This is a genomic window from Caulobacter sp. HJHS_5 (assembly GCF_056683955.1).
In genome coordinates, this window is the sequence record NZ_JBWZNC010000004.1 from 227,732 (window position 1) to 241,425 (window position 13,694).

General features: G+C 68.6%; 16 protein-coding genes. 7 read left to right on the plus strand and 9 right to left on the minus strand.

Annotated elements, in window-relative coordinates; all coding sequences use genetic code 11:
* Window positions 1-82: 82 nt before the first annotated feature.
* From ACFLIT_RS09420 to trmD, 6 genes are all read right to left on the minus strand, one after another.
* Window positions 83-388, minus strand: coding sequence for a putative quinol monooxygenase (locus ACFLIT_RS09420; protein ID WP_479910963.1), 306 nt, complete (start codon window positions 386-388; stop codon window positions 83-85).
* Complete coding sequence (gene leuD / locus ACFLIT_RS09425) at window positions 388-999, minus strand: 3-isopropylmalate dehydratase small subunit (RefSeq protein ID WP_479910964.1); 612 nt, start codon at window positions 997-999, stop codon at window positions 388-390. Before leuD ends, ACFLIT_RS09420 begins: the two co-directional genes overlap by 1 nt.
* On the minus strand, window positions 999-2,414 hold the full coding sequence (leuC, locus tag ACFLIT_RS09430; protein ID WP_479911160.1) for a 3-isopropylmalate dehydratase large subunit: 1,416 nt from the start codon (window positions 2,412-2,414) through the stop codon (window positions 999-1,001). Before leuC ends, leuD begins: the two co-directional genes overlap by 1 nt.
* A gap of 96 nt (window positions 2,415-2,510) precedes the next feature.
* Window positions 2,511-2,903, minus strand: coding sequence for a hypothetical protein (locus tag ACFLIT_RS09435; protein WP_479910965.1), 393 nt, complete (start codon window positions 2,901-2,903; stop codon window positions 2,511-2,513).
* A 124-nt stretch (window positions 2,904-3,027) separates the two neighbouring features.
* Window positions 3,028-3,432 (minus strand): 50S ribosomal protein L19, encoded by a 405-nt coding sequence (gene rplS / locus ACFLIT_RS09440; RefSeq protein WP_479910966.1) that lies wholly within the window; start codon window positions 3,430-3,432, stop codon window positions 3,028-3,030.
* Window positions 3,433-3,438: 6 nt separating this feature from the next.
* Window positions 3,439-4,164 (minus strand): tRNA (guanosine(37)-N1)-methyltransferase TrmD, encoded by a 726-nt coding sequence (trmD, locus tag ACFLIT_RS09445; RefSeq protein WP_479910967.1) that lies wholly within the window; start codon window positions 4,162-4,164, stop codon window positions 3,439-3,441.
* 107 nt (window positions 4,165-4,271) lie between these two features.
* Here trmD and ACFLIT_RS09450 point away from each other — a divergent pair, with 107 nt between their 5' ends.
* The 5 genes from ACFLIT_RS09450 to ACFLIT_RS09470 all read left to right on the plus strand — a co-directional run bounded on the left by ACFLIT_RS09450 (window position 4,272) and on the right by ACFLIT_RS09470 (window position 8,783).
* On the plus strand, window positions 4,272-5,132 hold the full coding sequence (locus ACFLIT_RS09450; protein WP_479910968.1) for a pirin family protein: 861 nt from the start codon (window positions 4,272-4,274) through the stop codon (window positions 5,130-5,132).
* A 35-nt stretch (window positions 5,133-5,167) separates the two neighbouring features.
* Window positions 5,168-6,748 (plus strand): lysine--tRNA ligase, encoded by a 1,581-nt coding sequence (locus tag ACFLIT_RS09455; protein WP_479910969.1) that lies wholly within the window; start codon window positions 5,168-5,170, stop codon window positions 6,746-6,748.
* Between the two features lie 5 nt (window positions 6,749-6,753).
* On the plus strand, window positions 6,754-7,197 hold the full coding sequence (locus ACFLIT_RS09460; RefSeq protein WP_479910970.1) for a GFA family protein: 444 nt from the start codon (window positions 6,754-6,756) through the stop codon (window positions 7,195-7,197).
* A gap of 77 nt (window positions 7,198-7,274) precedes the next feature.
* The gene (locus ACFLIT_RS09465; RefSeq protein ID WP_479910971.1) at window positions 7,275-8,195 is read left to right on the plus strand and encodes a dienelactone hydrolase family protein; all 921 of its coding nucleotides are present in this window, start codon (window positions 7,275-7,277) and stop codon (window positions 8,193-8,195) included.
* Between the two features lie 102 nt (window positions 8,196-8,297).
* A complete protein-coding gene (locus tag ACFLIT_RS09470; RefSeq protein WP_479910972.1) occupies window positions 8,298-8,783 on the plus strand; it encodes a nuclear transport factor 2 family protein in 486 nt (161 codons plus the stop codon).
* 147 nt (window positions 8,784-8,930) lie between these two features.
* On the opposite strand, the gene ACFLIT_RS09475 is transcribed toward ACFLIT_RS09470, so the two are convergent.
* Window positions 8,931-10,226 carry an ammonium transporter gene (locus ACFLIT_RS09475; RefSeq protein WP_479910973.1) on the minus strand — a complete coding sequence of 432 codons (1,296 nt, stop codon included), beginning with the start codon at window positions 10,224-10,226 and terminating at the stop codon, window positions 8,931-8,933.
* A 403-nt stretch (window positions 10,227-10,629) separates the two neighbouring features.
* Between ACFLIT_RS09475 and ACFLIT_RS09480 the strand changes: the two genes are divergently transcribed.
* A complete protein-coding gene (locus ACFLIT_RS09480) occupies window positions 10,630-11,151 on the plus strand; it encodes an SH3 domain-containing protein (RefSeq protein ID WP_479910974.1) in 522 nt (173 codons plus the stop codon).
* 61 nt (window positions 11,152-11,212) lie between these two features.
* Here ACFLIT_RS09480 and ACFLIT_RS09485 read toward each other — a convergent pair whose 3' ends face one another.
* Both ACFLIT_RS09485 and ACFLIT_RS09490 read right to left on the minus strand, forming a co-directional pair.
* A complete protein-coding gene (locus ACFLIT_RS09485; protein WP_479910975.1) occupies window positions 11,213-11,800 on the minus strand; it encodes a glutathione binding-like protein in 588 nt (195 codons plus the stop codon).
* 11 nt (window positions 11,801-11,811) lie between these two features.
* Complete coding sequence (locus ACFLIT_RS09490) at window positions 11,812-12,579, minus strand: SDR family oxidoreductase (protein WP_479910976.1); 768 nt, start codon at window positions 12,577-12,579, stop codon at window positions 11,812-11,814.
* Window positions 12,580-12,805: 226 nt separating this feature from the next.
* Between ACFLIT_RS09490 and ACFLIT_RS09495 the strand changes: the two genes are divergently transcribed.
* Entirely contained in the window at window positions 12,806-13,687 is an 882-nt protein-coding gene (locus tag ACFLIT_RS09495) for a pepsin/retropepsin-like aspartic protease family protein (RefSeq protein WP_479910977.1), read from the plus strand.
* The last annotated feature ends 7 nt before the right edge of the window (window positions 13,688-13,694 follow it).

A 13,694-nucleotide genomic window follows, 5' to 3' on the forward strand; every position in this document is an offset into this window, starting at 1 on the left:
CTCAGGATGAGGGTGATTGCAGGCGCAGCGTTTCATTCGAATTCCTCACCCTGAGCCTGTCGAAGGGCGAGGAATTCGCAGTTCAGATCTGGCGATAGTCGCTGACGTCGTACTGGCGCATGTCGCGGCCGCCGACGCCGAATTCGGCGAGTTGGTCGCGCCAGTGGGCCATGTGCGGGCTGGCGCGGTGGAAGGCGAGCGCCTCCTCGCTTTCGAAGTGCTCGAAGATGTGGATCAGGCCGTGGTCGCTGGGGCTTTCCGACTGCGCATAGGCGATGCAGCCCGGCTCGGCCCGGCTGGCGGCGACCATGGCGACGATGTGCGGCCGGAAAGCGTCGAGCTTGTCGGCGGGAACGCGGATGACGCCGGCGAGGACGACGGTTCCCACTACGCCCGCTCCAGCCAGGGCTCGGCGACGGCCATGCGCTGCTCGAAACGGTCGATGTCGGAGGCGCGCTGCAGGGTCTCGCCGATGGCGTCGAGGCCTTTCAGCAGCTTTTCCTTGCGGGTCGGGTCGATCTCGAAGCTGAAGCGCTTGCCCGACGGCGAGACCACCACCTGCTCGGCGAGGTCGACGGTGAAGACGTGGTTGCCGCCGAGGGCCTCGGCCATCAGCTCGCGCACCTGCGCCTCGGGCAGCACCACCGGCAGCAGGCCGTTGGAGAAGCAGTTGTTGTAGAAGATGTCGGCGTAGCTGGGGGCGATAATCGCCTTGAAGCCGTAGTCCATCAGCGCCCAGGGCGCATGCTCGCGCGACGAGCCGCAGCCGAAGTTATCGCCCGCGATGAGCACGGACGAGCCCTTGTACTCCGGCTTGTTGAGGATGAAGTCCGGCTTCGGATTTCCCGCCTCGTCGAAGCGGAAGTCGAACAGCAGGCCCTTGCCGAGGCCCTCGCGCTCCACGGTCTTGAGGAACTGCTTGGGGATCAGCTGGTCGGTGTCGATGTTGGCGACGTCGAGCGGGACGGCGCGGCCGTCGAGGCGAACGAACGGGTCCATCAGAAGCGATCCGTGATGTGGCCGGCGATGGCGCTGGCGACGGCGAGCGCCGGGCTCATCAAGTGGGTGCGGCCGCCCCGGCCCTGGCGGCCTTCGAAGTTGCGGTTCGAGGTCGAGGCGCAGCGCTGGCCCGGCTCCAGGCGGTCGGGGTTCATGGCCAGGCACATCGAGCAGCCCGGCTCGCGCCAGTCGAAGCCGGCGGCGATGAAGACGTCGTCCAGGCCTTCCAGCTCGGCCTGGGCCTTCACCAGGCCCGAGCCCGGCACGACCATGGCGCTGACGTGGCCGGCGACCTTCTTGCCTTCGTCGAGGGCCTGCTGAGCCACGGCGGCGGCGGCGCGCAGATCCTCGATGCGGCTGTTGGTGCACGAGCCGATGAACACCCGGTCGATGCGGGCGTCGGCGATCTTCTGGCCGGCGGTCAGGCCCATGTAGTCCAGGGCGCGCTGCACCTGGGCCTTCTTCTCGGGATCGTCGAAGGCGGCCGGGTCCGGCACGACGCCGTCGATGCCAACGACGTCTTCCGGCGAGGTGCCCCAGGTGACCTGCGGAACCAGGGCGGACGCGTTGATGCGGATTTCGCGGTCGAAGACGGCGTCGTCGTCGGTGAAGAAGCTGCGCCAGTAGCTGGTCGCCATTTCCCAGGCCGCGCCCTTGGGGGCCGCCGGCTTGCCCATCAGGTAGTCGAAGGTGGTCTGATCCGGCGCGACGAGGCCGGCCCGGGCCCCGCCTTCGATGGTCAGGTTGCAGAGGGTCATGCGGCCCTCCATCGACAGGTCGCGGATGGCGTCGCCCGCGTACTCGATGCAGTAGCCGGTGCCGCCGGCGGTGCCGATCGCGCCGATGACGGCCAGGGCGTAGTCCTTGGCGCCGACGCCGGGACGCGGCTTGCCCTCGATCAGGACGCGAAAGTTCTTGGCCTTCTGCTGGCGCAGGGTCTGGGTCGCCAGCACGTGCTCGACCTCGGAGGTGCCGATGCCGTGGGCCAGGGCGCCGAAAGCCCCGTGGGTGGAGGTGTGGCTGTCGCCGCAGACGATGGTCATGCCCGGCTGGGTGCGGCCCTGCTCGGGGCCGACCACGTGAACGATGCCGTTACGCACGTCGCCCATCGGGAAGAACTCGATGCCGGCGTCCTCCACATTGCGGGCCAAGGTCTTCAACTGAAGTCTCGACTCGTCGTCGGCCACGGCGTCGACGCCGAGCCCCTGACCCTGGGTCGGGATATTGTGATCGGCCACCGCGAGGGTGCGGTCGGGGCGGCGCACCTTGCGGTTATGCGCGCGAAGCCCGGCGAACGCCTGGGGCGAGGTGACTTCGTGGATCAGGTGGAGATCGATGTAGAGCACCGCCTCGCCGCCATCTTGAGCGACGACGTGAGCGTCCCAGATCTTGTCGTAGAGGGTCTTGCCGGCCATGGGCGGGGACATAGGTCCGCACATGCCCCTTCGTCTAGGGGCAGGGGGCGATTTGGGGTATGAACTTGCGGAGCGGCCACAGGTCGCCCGGGGAACTCAGAGCGCGGCGACCAGGCGGACGGGGTAGCGCCAGAGGATCTTCCGCACCCGGCCGTCACGCAGTTGGAGGGTGATGACGCCGGCGTCGTCGCGGTAGGTGACGCCCGCCGGGCCCTTCAGCACCGGGCCGTCGCAAAGAATGGAGGGGAAGCGCTGGTTCCGCTCGGCACTGGCGCGCTCCCACAGCACATAGCTCGGCTCGAACTGCCGGCGCAGAACCCCGTCGGCCTCGCGCCAGGGCATGCCGACCTCGACGCCGAACTTCTTGCCTTCCGCGACCCCGCCCGTGCGCTGGTTGACCACCGCCCAGGCGCGCTGATTGCCGGGCCACAGGACGAAGACGGCGACCGCCGCGACGACGCAGGCGAAGATCGTCGCGATCGCGACCAATGCCCTGCGCTTTGGCCCGTCCTCTTCGGTCATGAAGGGAGTTTCGCCGACCTGCGGTTTTTGGCAACGAAAAAGGCCCGGCGTCGCCGCCGGGCCTTGTCCAACTCGAAGCTCGCGGGAGCTCTTATTCTTCGCCGGCCGGAGCGGCTTCTTCCTTCGCCGCGCCCATCGAGCGCTCGGCGATACGGGCCGACTTACCGCGACGGTCGCGCAGATAGTAGAGCTTGGCGCGACGGACGACGCCGCGACGCTTCACTTCGATGCTTTCGATCATCGGCGACATGATCGGGAAGCAACGCTCCACGCCCTCGCCGAAGCTGATCTTGCGCACCGTGAAATTGGCGTGGATGCCGGCGCCGGCCATGGCGATGCAGACGCCTTCGTAGGCCTGCACGCGCTCACGATCGCCTTCCTTGATGCGCACATTGACGCGGAGGGTGTCGCCGGGGCGGAATTCCGGGGTCTTGCGAAGGGCGCCCAGGCGAGCGGCTTCTTCGGCTTCCAGCTGCTTGATGATGTTCGCGGCCATGGTCTTCTAGTCTCCGTCGGGCTTGAAACGCCCCTTGGTTGTCAGTTGACGATTGGCGTCCCAAAGGTCGGGTCGCCGCTCGCGGGTTGTGGTCTCACGCATTTCGCGCCGCCATGCCGCGACCTTCTTGTGGTCGCCGCTCAGCAGCACCTCGGGGATGTCCAGCCCTTCGAAGCTCCGCGGTCTCGTGTACTGCGGATGCTCGAGAAGCCCGTCCTCGAAACTCTCTTCACTCAGCGAGCCTGCCTCGCCCAGAACCCCCGGGACCAGACGCACGCACGCCTCGATCGCCACCATCGCCGCCGCCTCGCCACCGGCGAGAACCGCGTCCCCGACGGAGACCTCCTCGAACCCGCGGGCGTCGAGCACCCGCTGATCCACCCCCTCGAAACGGCCGCACAGGACGATGACGCCCGGCCCGGCCGCCCACTCACGAACACGCGCCTGGGTCAGGGGCCGACCCCGGGCGCTCATGTACAAAAGCGGCCGTTCCCGCCGGTCCACGCTGTCCAGCGCGTCGGCGATCACGTCCGCTCGAAGTACCTGTCCAGGACCGCCACCCGCGGGGGTGTCGTCGAGGAAGCCGCGCTTATCTTTGGAAAAGCCGCGAATGTCCAGCGTTTCCAGCGTCCAAAGCCCACGCTCGCGCCAGGCCGTGCCGATCAGGCTGACGCCGAGCGGGCCGGGAAAGGCCTCGGGAAACATGGTCAGGACGGTGGCGTCGAAGGACATGCGGGGGCTATTACGCCAACAGGCCGCCACGACAAACTGCGTCATCCTGAGCTGCGCGTTAGCGCAAGTCAGCATGACGCTTATCGTGGGCGTAGAGGAAGACTTCGATGAACAGCCGTTCCGTCCGCGCCGTCCACGCCGCCCATCGCGACGACATCGGCGATCTGGTCACCCGCCGCCCCCTGCCCGGCCCGCGGATCGGCCAGCTGGACCCGTTCCTGTTCCTCAACCACCACGGCCCGCAGACCTATGCGCCGAACAATCGCGGACTGCCGTTCGGCCCGCACCCGCACCGCGGCTTCGAGACGGTGACCTTCATCCTGGAGGGCGAGCTCGCTCACCTCGACAGCGGGGGCCATGAGAGCGTGATCCGCGCCGGCGGGGTGCAGTGGATGACCGCCGGCTCGGGCCTGGTGCACGCCGAGGTCTCGCCGGAGAGCTTCAAGCGGGCGGGCGGGCCGCTGGAGATCCTGCAACTGTGGGTGAACCTGCCGAGCCGGCTGAAGATGACCCCGCCGGCCTATGTCGGGCTGCAGGCCGAGGCCATTCCCAAGATGGACCTGAACGGCGGCCAGGCGACGGCGGAGCTGATCTCGGGCTGGCTCGACGGCGAGATCGGGCCGATCACCTCCCTGACCGGGGTCGAGATGTCGGTGGTGCGCTTCGAGGCCGGCGGCGTCGCGCGCCTCCCCGCCCCGGCCGACCGCAGCGTGTTCTTCTACGTGGTCAGCGGCCGGGTGGCCGTGGGCGAGACGCCGGTCGAGCACTGGAAGCTGGTCGAGTTCGAGGCCGACGGCGACGAGATCCAGGTCTCGGCGATCAGCGACGCGGTGATCCTCTTCGGCCACGCCGACGCCATCGGCGAGCCGGTGTTCAGCCATGGGCCGTTCGTCATGAACACCCGCGAGGAGATCGTGCAGGCGATCGAGGACTACAACGCGGGCAAGTTTGGGGACGTGCGGCTTTAGTTGACCCAAGGCGGACAGGTTTTATACCGCGCCGCATGTCTTTCTCCGCCACCTCCCCCCTCGCGACTGACGCCAAGTCCTGGCCGTTCGAGCAGGCGCGCGCGCTGCTGAAACGCTTGGACCGGCTGGGGCGGCTGGATGGCCGGGCGATCATCTTCGAGACCGGCTACGGCCCGTCCGGCCTACCGCACATGGGCACCTTCGGCGAGGTGGCGCGCACGACCATGGTGCGCACCGCCTTCCGCGCCCTGACCGACGACCGGTATCCCACACGGCTGATCTCGTTCAGCGACGACATGGACGGCCTGCGCAAGGTTCCGGACAACGTGCCGAACAAGGAGATGCTGGCCGAGGACCTCGGCAAGCCGCTGACGGTGGTGCGCGATCCCTTCGGCACGCACGACAGCTTCGGCGCCCACAACAACGCCCGGCTGCGCGCCTTCCTCGACGGCTTCGGCTTCGACTACGAGTTCGTCTCGGCCACCGACTGCTACAGGTCCGGCCGGTTTGACGAGACCCTGCTGATCGCGCTGGAGCGGTTCGACGCCATCCAGGCGGTGATGCTGCCGACGCTGGGCGAGGAGCGCCGCGCCTCCTATTCGCCGTTCCTGCCGATCAGCCCGACGACGGGCCGGGTGCTGCAGGTCCCGACCCTGGAGCGCAACGTCGAACGCGGGACCATCGTCTTCCAGGACGAGGACGGCTCGAAAGTCGAGGTTCCGGTGACCGGCGGCCACGTGAAGATGCAGTGGAAGCCGGACTGGGCGATGCGCTGGACCGCCCTGCAGGTCGACTACGAAATGAGCGGCAAGGACCTGATCGACAGCGTCAAGGCCTCGGCGCAGATATGCCGGGCGCTGGGCGGAACGCCGCCGGAAGGCTTCAACTACGAGCTGTTCCTCGACGAGAACAATCAGAAGATCAGCAAATCCAAGGGCAACGGCCTGACCATGGAGGACTGGCTGCGCTACGGCGCGCCGGAGAGCCTCGCCTACTACATGTTCCAGAGCCCGAAGAGCGCCAAGAAGCTGTTCTTCGACGTGATCCCGAAGGCGACCGACGAATATCTGCAGCAGCTCGACGCCTATGCCGGGCAGGAGCCGAACAAGCAGATCGACAACCCGATCTGGCACGTGCACGGGGCCAATCCGCCGGCCCAGGGCTCGCCGGTGACGTTCAGCCTGCTGCTGAACCTGGTCTCGGCCGCCGACGCGGGGACCAAGGACGTGCTGTGGGGCTTTCTTTCCCGCTACATCCCCGGCGCGACGCCGGAGACCCAGCCCTTCCTCGACCGCCTGGCGGGCTATGCGATCCACTATTACGAGGACTTCGTCCGGCCGAACAAAGCCTTCCGCGCCCCGACGGACCAGGAGCGTGCAGCCCTGGTCGACTTCCTGGGCCGCCTGAAGGCCCTGCCGAAAGACGCCGACGCCGAGGCGATCCAGAACGAGACCTTCGCGGTGGGCAAGGAACACGGCTTCGAGCCCCTGCGCGCCTGGTTCTCGGCGCTCTACGAAGTGCTGCTCGGTCAGAGCCAGGGGCCGAGGTTCGGCTCGTTCGCGGCGATCTTCGGGCTGGACCGGACGATCGCGCTCATCGAAGAGAAGCTGGGGTAGGACGCATGGTCTGGACAGGACGCTGCCGCTGCGGACAGACGACCTTCGAGGCCTCGGCCCCGCCGTTGATCACCATGGCCTGCCACTGCCGGGGCTGCCAGCAGATGACCGCCAGCGCCTTCTCGCTGAGCGCCGCCATCCCCGCGGACGCCTTCAAGGTGACGGCGGGCGAGCCGGTGATCGGCGGCCTGCACGGCGCCTCGCGCCACTATTTCTGCGGCCATTGCCTGAGTTGGATGTTCACCCGGCCCGAGGGCGTCGATTTCTTCGTCAATGTGCGCTCGGCCCTGTTCGAGCCGCCGGCCTGGTCGACGCCCTTCGTCGAGACCGTCACGTCCGAAAAGTTGCCCTGGGCGACAACGCCCGCCAAGCACGCCTATGAACACTTCCCGCCGATGGAAGATTTCCCCCGCCTGCTGGCCGAATACGCCGCCCAGCGCGAGGCCTAGGTTCGCGACGTTCTGTTTCCGCGTCGTCATTCACCAACCGCCGGTCGGTGTTACGGTCCCGCCCGGGAGGACCTTCCATGACCGAAAAAATCAAGATTCCGGCCGAGGCCGTCGAGCTCTACACGCGCGCCATTCACGGTGAGATCAGCCGTCGCCAGTTCGTCGACGGGGTGAAGAAGTTCGCCATCGCCGGGCTGACCGCCAACGCCATCATCGAAGCGCTGATGCCGAAGTACGCCGAGGCCCAGCAGATCCGGCCGGACGACGACCGCATCAAGGCCGAGTGGATCACCGTGCCCTCGCCGAACGGCAACGGCTCGATCAAGGGCTATCTGGTTCGCCCGTTCAGCGCCAATTCGCGCAGCGCCGAGCCGGCCAAGCTGCCGGGCGTGGTGGTGGTGCACGAGAACCGGGGCCTGAACCCGCACACCATGGACGTGGCGCGCCGGTTCGCGCTGGAGAACTTCATGGCCTTCGCGCCCGACGCCCTGACCTCGCTGGGCGGCTATCCCGGCGACGACTTCAAGGGCGGCCAGATGTTCGGCCAGATCGACAACGCCAAGAAGCTGGAGGACATGCTCGCGGCCGCCCGCTACCTGAAGGCGCGGCCCGACTGCTCGGGCAAGATCGCCGCCACCGGCTTCTGCTACGGCGGCGGCGTGGCCAACGCCCTGGCCGGGAAGATGGGCGCGGAACTGGCGGCCGCGGCGCCGTTCTACGGCGGGGCGACCCCGGCGGCCGACGTGGCGAACATCAAGGCCGCCGTGCTGGTGCACCACGGCGCGCTCGACGCCAACGCGGTGCGCAACTGGCCGGCGCAGGAAGCCGCGCTGAAGGGCGCCGGCGTCACCTACGAAGGCCACATCTATCCGAACTCGGTGCACGGCTTCTTCAACGACGCCACGCCCGAGCGCTACAACAAGGTCACCGCCGCCGAGGCGTGGGACCGGACCATCAACTGGTTCAACAAGTATACGCGACCGCCGGCGGCCGCCTGAGCCCGCGGAAGTTTTCCCTGGCCTCGGCTTGAGAAAACGTTTTCATAGGACAACCGGTCGGCCCGAAGCAGGCCGACCGGACCCCTGGGAGAAACCTCGCCAATGAACAAGACCGCCATCGCCGCCGTGGCCGCCCTCGGGCTCGGCCTCGCCGCCTGCTCGCCGCAGGCTTCGGCCCCGAAGACCGAGGCCCCGGCCGTCGCGGCGGCGCCCGCCCCGACCTCGCAGGCCGACATGGAAGCCGCCATCGCCCGCCACGTGGCGGCGGTGAAGGCCGCCGACCTGCCCGGCGTGATGGCCGACTACGCCGACGACGCCATCCTGGTGGCGCCGCCCGGCACCGCGAGCGAGCCGGGCACCCTGGTCGGCAAGGCGAACGTCCAGAAGTTCTTCGAGTGGCTCTACACCCCAGAGGTGCTGCCCGCCGCCCAAAGCATGGTGACGACCAACGAGATCGTGGGTCCCAACACCCTGCTGTTCCGCTGGACCCAGTTTCCCGGCACGCCGAAGGAGGTGAAGGGCTACGACATCTTCGTCTTCCGCGACGGCAAGATCATCTTCCAGACCACGGCGCCGATGCCGAAGTAGGGTCGCTTGTTCTGACGTCCAAATAACACCGCTTCCCTCGGCCTTGCGCCGAGGGCCCCTCTCGGCGGCGGCGTTGAGCCCATCCCAGCAACTCAACACTGGCGGACGCAGGGGTCCTCGGCGCAAGGCCGAGGAAGGCGGGTGTTTCTAGGTCGGGTAGGCGCGCTCGCCGTGGTGGGCGACGTCGAGGCCGTCCTCGATGTCCTCCGGGCGGGCGCGGAGGCCGACGGTGAATTTGCAGACCAGGGCGATGACGGTGGTGGCGGCGGCCGACCACGCGCAGACCACCGCGACGGCCAGGGCCTGGACGCCGAGTTGCGAGCCCGAGCCCATGCCCTCGGCGTAGCCCGCGCCGCCGGCCAGGGGATGGGCCAGCAGGGCAACCATCAGGGAGCCGAGAATGCCGCCGACGCCGTGGACGGCGAAGACGTCGAGACTGTCGTCGATCTTGAGCCGGTGCTTGGTGAGTTCGACGGCCTGGAAGCAGACCACGCTGCCGAGGATGCCGAGCAGGACGCCCGCCGCCGGGCTGACGAAGCCGGACGCCGGGGTGACGGTGGCCAGGCCGGCGATGACGCCGGTGACCGCGCCGACCATGCTCGCCCGCTTGAACTTCAATCGCTCGAGCAAGGCCCAGGTGAGGCCGGCGGCGGCGGCCGAGAGGTGGGTGGTGACCAGGGCCGAGCCGGCCGTGGCGTTGGCGGCCAGGGCGCTGCCGCCGTTGAAACCGTACCAGCCGACCCACAGCAGGCCGGCGCCGATCATGGTCATTCCGGGGTTGTGCGGCGGGTGCAGGTCGCGCGGATAGCCGTCGCGGGCGCCGAGGAAGCCGACGATGACCAGTGCCGAGACCCCGGCCGTGGCGTGGACGACGATGCCGCCCGCGAAGTCCATGACATGCATCCGGGCCAGCCAGCCGCCGCCCCACACCCAGTGGCAGACGGGGGCGTAGACCAGCAGCAGCCAGAGGGCGGAGAACACCAGCACGGCGCTGAAGCGGATGCGCTCCACATAGGCGCCGATGATCAGGGCCGGCGTGATGACCGCGAAGGCCATCTGAAAGCCGAAGAACACCGGCTCCGGCAGCGCGCCGACCAGTTCGCCCGCCGCGCCGGCGCGGCCGAATTCGGCCAGGTTTCCGATGAAGGCGCCGGCTCCGCTGAACGCCAGGCTGTAGCCGCCGAACAGCCAGACGATCGAGGCCAGGCAGGCGACGGCGACGCAATGCATCATCACCGACAGCACGTTCTTGGAGCGGACGAGGCCGGCGTAGAACAGGGCGAGGCCCGGCAGGGTCATCAGCAGGACCAAGGCGGTGGCCGCCAGTATCCAGGCGGTGTCGGCGCCGTTGGCGGCCGGCGGCCCCGACGCCTGGGCGAATGCCGCCCTGGCGATGAAAGACGCGGCCAAGCCGCCGCCGATCGCCGTCGTGATGCTGCGCATTCCGCCCCTCGCCCCACAGAGCCGCCCGTTTATTGAGCGCTAGCTGCATAGAAGTCGGGCAATCCAGTCAGAAGCGGTGGGGAAGCGGATTCTCGGGGCCAGGCCGTGAAAAGCAACGGAACGCCTAGTTTTCGGTCACCATTCGCTCAAGAGATGGGCATATTGCTGGAATATTGCCGCCCTGGCGCGGATTCCAGCCCTTCGGTCACCTCGAACGCCGACCCGCGAAGTTCCAGCGCCGCACGCGGAAACGCCAGGCGTCGCCGCTCGACCCTGCCCCGAAACGGCCACGCTTCATGAACAGAACCTGACAACAGCATTCGCGAAACCGTTCAGATTACCCGCGCTAGAACGGTCTCATCGCAAACGGGCCCCGGCCCCAAGACCGAGAGGGACAAGGACAATGACCGCTCAAATGAAGAAGACCACGCCCAAGATGCCTGGCAAGATCGCCCTGGCCGCCCTGATCTCCACCCTGGCCATCGGCGGGGCCGCGACGAGCGCCAACGCCGCCGTGACCACCTGCAACTCCTCCGGCGGACGCCAGGAAGCCGGCGCCCTGATCGGCGGCCTGATCGGCGGCGTGGTCGGCAACCAGGTGGCCAAGAACGAGCGCGGCCTGGGCACCGTGGCCGGCGCCGGCCTGGGCGCCGCGGCCGGTTCGATGATCGGCTGCAACCAGCAGGACAAGCGCGCCGCAGAGGAGCGGGCCCGCTACGGCTACTCCGGCAAGGACGCCTGGGTCGCCCACGCCAACGTCAACATCCGGGCGCAACCGAACACCCGCTCGGCCCGCGTCGGCGGCCTGATGGCCGGCCAGCGCTTCCAGTCGATGGGCGTGACCCGCGATGGGCAATGGGTGATCGTCGGCCAGAACGGCCGCCATGTCGGCTTCGTCTCGCGCGGCTACGCCTCGCCGGTCTAAGCGGCGCTTCAAGTAACAGTCCCGATGCGGGCGGCGGAGCGATCCGCCGCCCGTTTTCGCGTCAGAGCAGGCCTTCGTGCGCCATGGCCGCCCGCACGGCGGGTCGGGCCTTGATGCGTTCCCGCAGGGCGATCAGCGGCGCGGGCGTGTCGACGGCGAACCGCTCGGCCCACAAGAGCATGACGAACAGATAGAAGTCCGCGACGCTCGGCCGATCCCCGAACAGGTAGTCGTCGCTCAGGTTCGCCGACAGCGGCTGGAGCAGCCGGCCGACCGTGGCCGCCGCCTGCGCCTTGGCTTCCGCCGTGCCCTGATGCCACATCGGCTTGAACGCCCTGTGGATCTCGGTGGTGATGTAGGTGAGCGCCTCGAGCACGCGCGTGCGTCCCAAGACCCCATCGACGGCCAGCATGGGAGCCTGGCCCGCGATCCAGTCGAGAACCGCGACGTTCTCGGTCAGCAGTTCACCGTCGTCGAGGCGCAGCGCCGGGACATAGCCCTTGGGATTGACCTGGCGAAAGTCGGCGCCGGCTTCCGTCCGGCAGGTCCGCAGGTCCACCCGCTCGGTGACGAAAGGCATCCCCGCCTCACGCAGGGCGATGTGGTCGGCCAGGCTGCAGGCCAGGGGCGCATAGTAGAGTTTCATCATTGGGCGGTTCCTCAGGCGGCTTTACCGGCGGCCTGGGCCGCCTCTTGCAGCCAGGCGTCGAGCGTCGCCTTGCCCAGGCGCGGCTCCGGGCCGGGGACCAGGGTCGTGTCATCCAGCAGGGCGCCGAAGTAGAGCGTCCCCGGGTCGGCGACGACCTTGCGGCGATCCCCCACCGCGTCGAGGTAGCGGCGGGCGAAGGCGTCGAGCCGGATCGGCTGGGGGCCGGCGATCTCGACCGTGCGGTTCAGCGGCGAGCCCAGGGCCAGGTCGACCAGGGCCTCGGCCACGTCGTCGGCGGAAACCGGCTGCACGAGCGCGGAGGCCAGCCGCACCTCGTCGCCCACCGTGCCGGACTGGATGATGCCGGTGACGAACGGGAAGAACTGCGTCGACCGCAGCAGGGTGTAAGGGATCGGCGAGGCTTCGATCATCGCCTCCTGCGCCAGCTTGGCGCGGAAGTAGCCACTGGTCTGCAGACGCTCGGTCCCGACGACCGACAAGGCCAGGTGATGCCGGACGCCGGCGGCGATCTCGGCGGCGAGCAGATTGCGGCCGGAGGTCTGGAAGAAGGTCATCGCCGGCTCGTCCTCGAACGACGGCGAGTTGGCCACGTCGACCACGACCTGCGCGCCAGCCAGGGCCTCGGCCAGCCCCTCGCCGGTCAGGGTGTCGACGCCCGTGTTCGGGGCGGAGGCCAGCGCTTCATGACCCAGGGCGGTGAGCCCGGCGACCACGCGCGACCCGATCCGCCCCGTGCCGCCGATGACGACGATTTTCATAGCTGTGCCTCCGACGCCGATCCTCTCGCCCGGACGATCCCGGCGCGCCGGCGTTGGAGACAGGACGAGACGGCCTTCTCGGATGTGACATGGCCGGTGTTTTTCGGTCCGCCCGACGCATTACGAAAGCTTCACCCGCATTACCAAAGCTTCACCCCTGACCAGCTCCCGGCGCCTGTAGATCCGGGTCTGGCGCGCCAGCCCGCGCCGTATCGACGAGGGACTGGTGATGCGGAAAATCCTGGCCGGGGTCGCGGCGGCGGCGGCGATGCTGGCGATGGCGGATGCGGCTTCGGCGCAGCCGACCTCGCCCGCCCCGGAGGCGACCATCAAGCTGCAACCCTGGCGCAATCGCTGGGTCGTGGAAGCGCAGTTCGCGGGCGAGACGCGGAAGTATCTGTTCGATACCGGCGCCGGCCTGACCCTGGTGTCTCCGGCGGCGGCGCGGAAGGCGGGCTGCGAGCCCTGGGGCCGGCTGACAGGCTATCGGATGATGGGCGAACGCGGCGACGGCCCGGCCTGCTACGGCCTCAGCCTGGTCATCGGCGGCAAGACGCTGACGCCGCCGGTGCTGAGCCTGATCGACATGGGCGAACTTAATCCGCGCGACGCCGAATTGGACGGCATCGTGGGCCTGAACCTGTTCGAAGGCCGGACCGTGACCATCGATTTCGCGGGAGGGGTCATCACGCTGGAGAGCGAAGCCAGCCGGGCGGCGCGCATCGCGACCATGCGGCCGATCCCGATCCGCCTGAAGCGCGAGGTCAACGGCCTGGCCCTGGCGGCCAGCGTTTCGGTGCCGACCGCCAAGGGGCCGCTGCTGATGGAGCTGGACAGCGGCAACGGCGGGACGGTGCTGGTCTCCAAGCCGGTGGCTCGCGAGGTCGGGCTCGACCCAGCCATCGAGGGCAAGCAACACGCCGACTTCGTCGTGGCCGGCGACATTCGGGCGACCACCGATGACGCCTTCACGCCCGACATGATCATGGACGGCAACCTCGGCATGCCGTTTCTGCGCAATTGGGTGCTCACCCTCGACCTGAAGGAAGGCCTGGCCTGGATCGGGCCGCCGCCGGCCCCGCCCGCAAAGGCGATTCCTCTCGCCTGAGGTCGCG

What these genes read in the sequence shown, in the direction of transcription:
- ACFLIT_RS09455 (WP_479910969.1), top strand. Translation starts at nt 5,168, where the DNA reads ATGTCTTTCTCCGCCACCTCCCCCCTCGCGACTGACGCCAAGTCCTGG.
- ACFLIT_RS09450 (WP_479910968.1), top strand. Translation starts at nt 4,272, where the DNA reads ATGAACAGCCGTTCCGTCCGCGCCGTCCACGCCGCCCATCGCGACGAC.
- leuD (WP_479910964.1), bottom strand. Translation starts at nt 999, where the DNA reads ATGGACCCGTTCGTTCGCCTCGACGGCCGCGCCGTCCCGCTCGACGTC.
- ACFLIT_RS09470 (WP_479910972.1), top strand. Translation starts at nt 8,298, where the DNA reads ATGAACAAGACCGCCATCGCCGCCGTGGCCGCCCTCGGGCTCGGCCTC.
- rplS (WP_479910966.1), bottom strand. Translation starts at nt 3,432, where the DNA reads ATGGCCGCGAACATCATCAAGCAGCTGGAAGCCGAAGAAGCCGCTCGC.
- leuC (WP_479911160.1), bottom strand. Translation starts at nt 2,414, where the DNA reads ATGGCCGGCAAGACCCTCTACGACAAGATCTGGGACGCTCACGTCGTC.
- trmD (WP_479910967.1), bottom strand. Translation starts at nt 4,164, where the DNA reads ATGTCCTTCGACGCCACCGTCCTGACCATGTTTCCCGAGGCCTTTCCC.
- ACFLIT_RS09460 (WP_479910970.1), top strand. Translation starts at nt 6,754, where the DNA reads ATGGTCTGGACAGGACGCTGCCGCTGCGGACAGACGACCTTCGAGGCC.
- ACFLIT_RS09490 (WP_479910976.1), bottom strand. Translation starts at nt 12,579, where the DNA reads ATGAAAATCGTCGTCATCGGCGGCACGGGGCGGATCGGGTCGCGCGTG.
- ACFLIT_RS09465 (WP_479910971.1), top strand. Translation starts at nt 7,275, where the DNA reads ATGACCGAAAAAATCAAGATTCCGGCCGAGGCCGTCGAGCTCTACACG.
- ACFLIT_RS09485 (WP_479910975.1), bottom strand. Translation starts at nt 11,800, where the DNA reads ATGATGAAACTCTACTATGCGCCCCTGGCCTGCAGCCTGGCCGACCAC.
- ACFLIT_RS09475 (WP_479910973.1), bottom strand. Translation starts at nt 10,226, where the DNA reads ATGCGCAGCATCACGACGGCGATCGGCGGCGGCTTGGCCGCGTCTTTC.
- ACFLIT_RS09480 (WP_479910974.1), top strand. Translation starts at nt 10,630, where the DNA reads ATGACCGCTCAAATGAAGAAGACCACGCCCAAGATGCCTGGCAAGATC.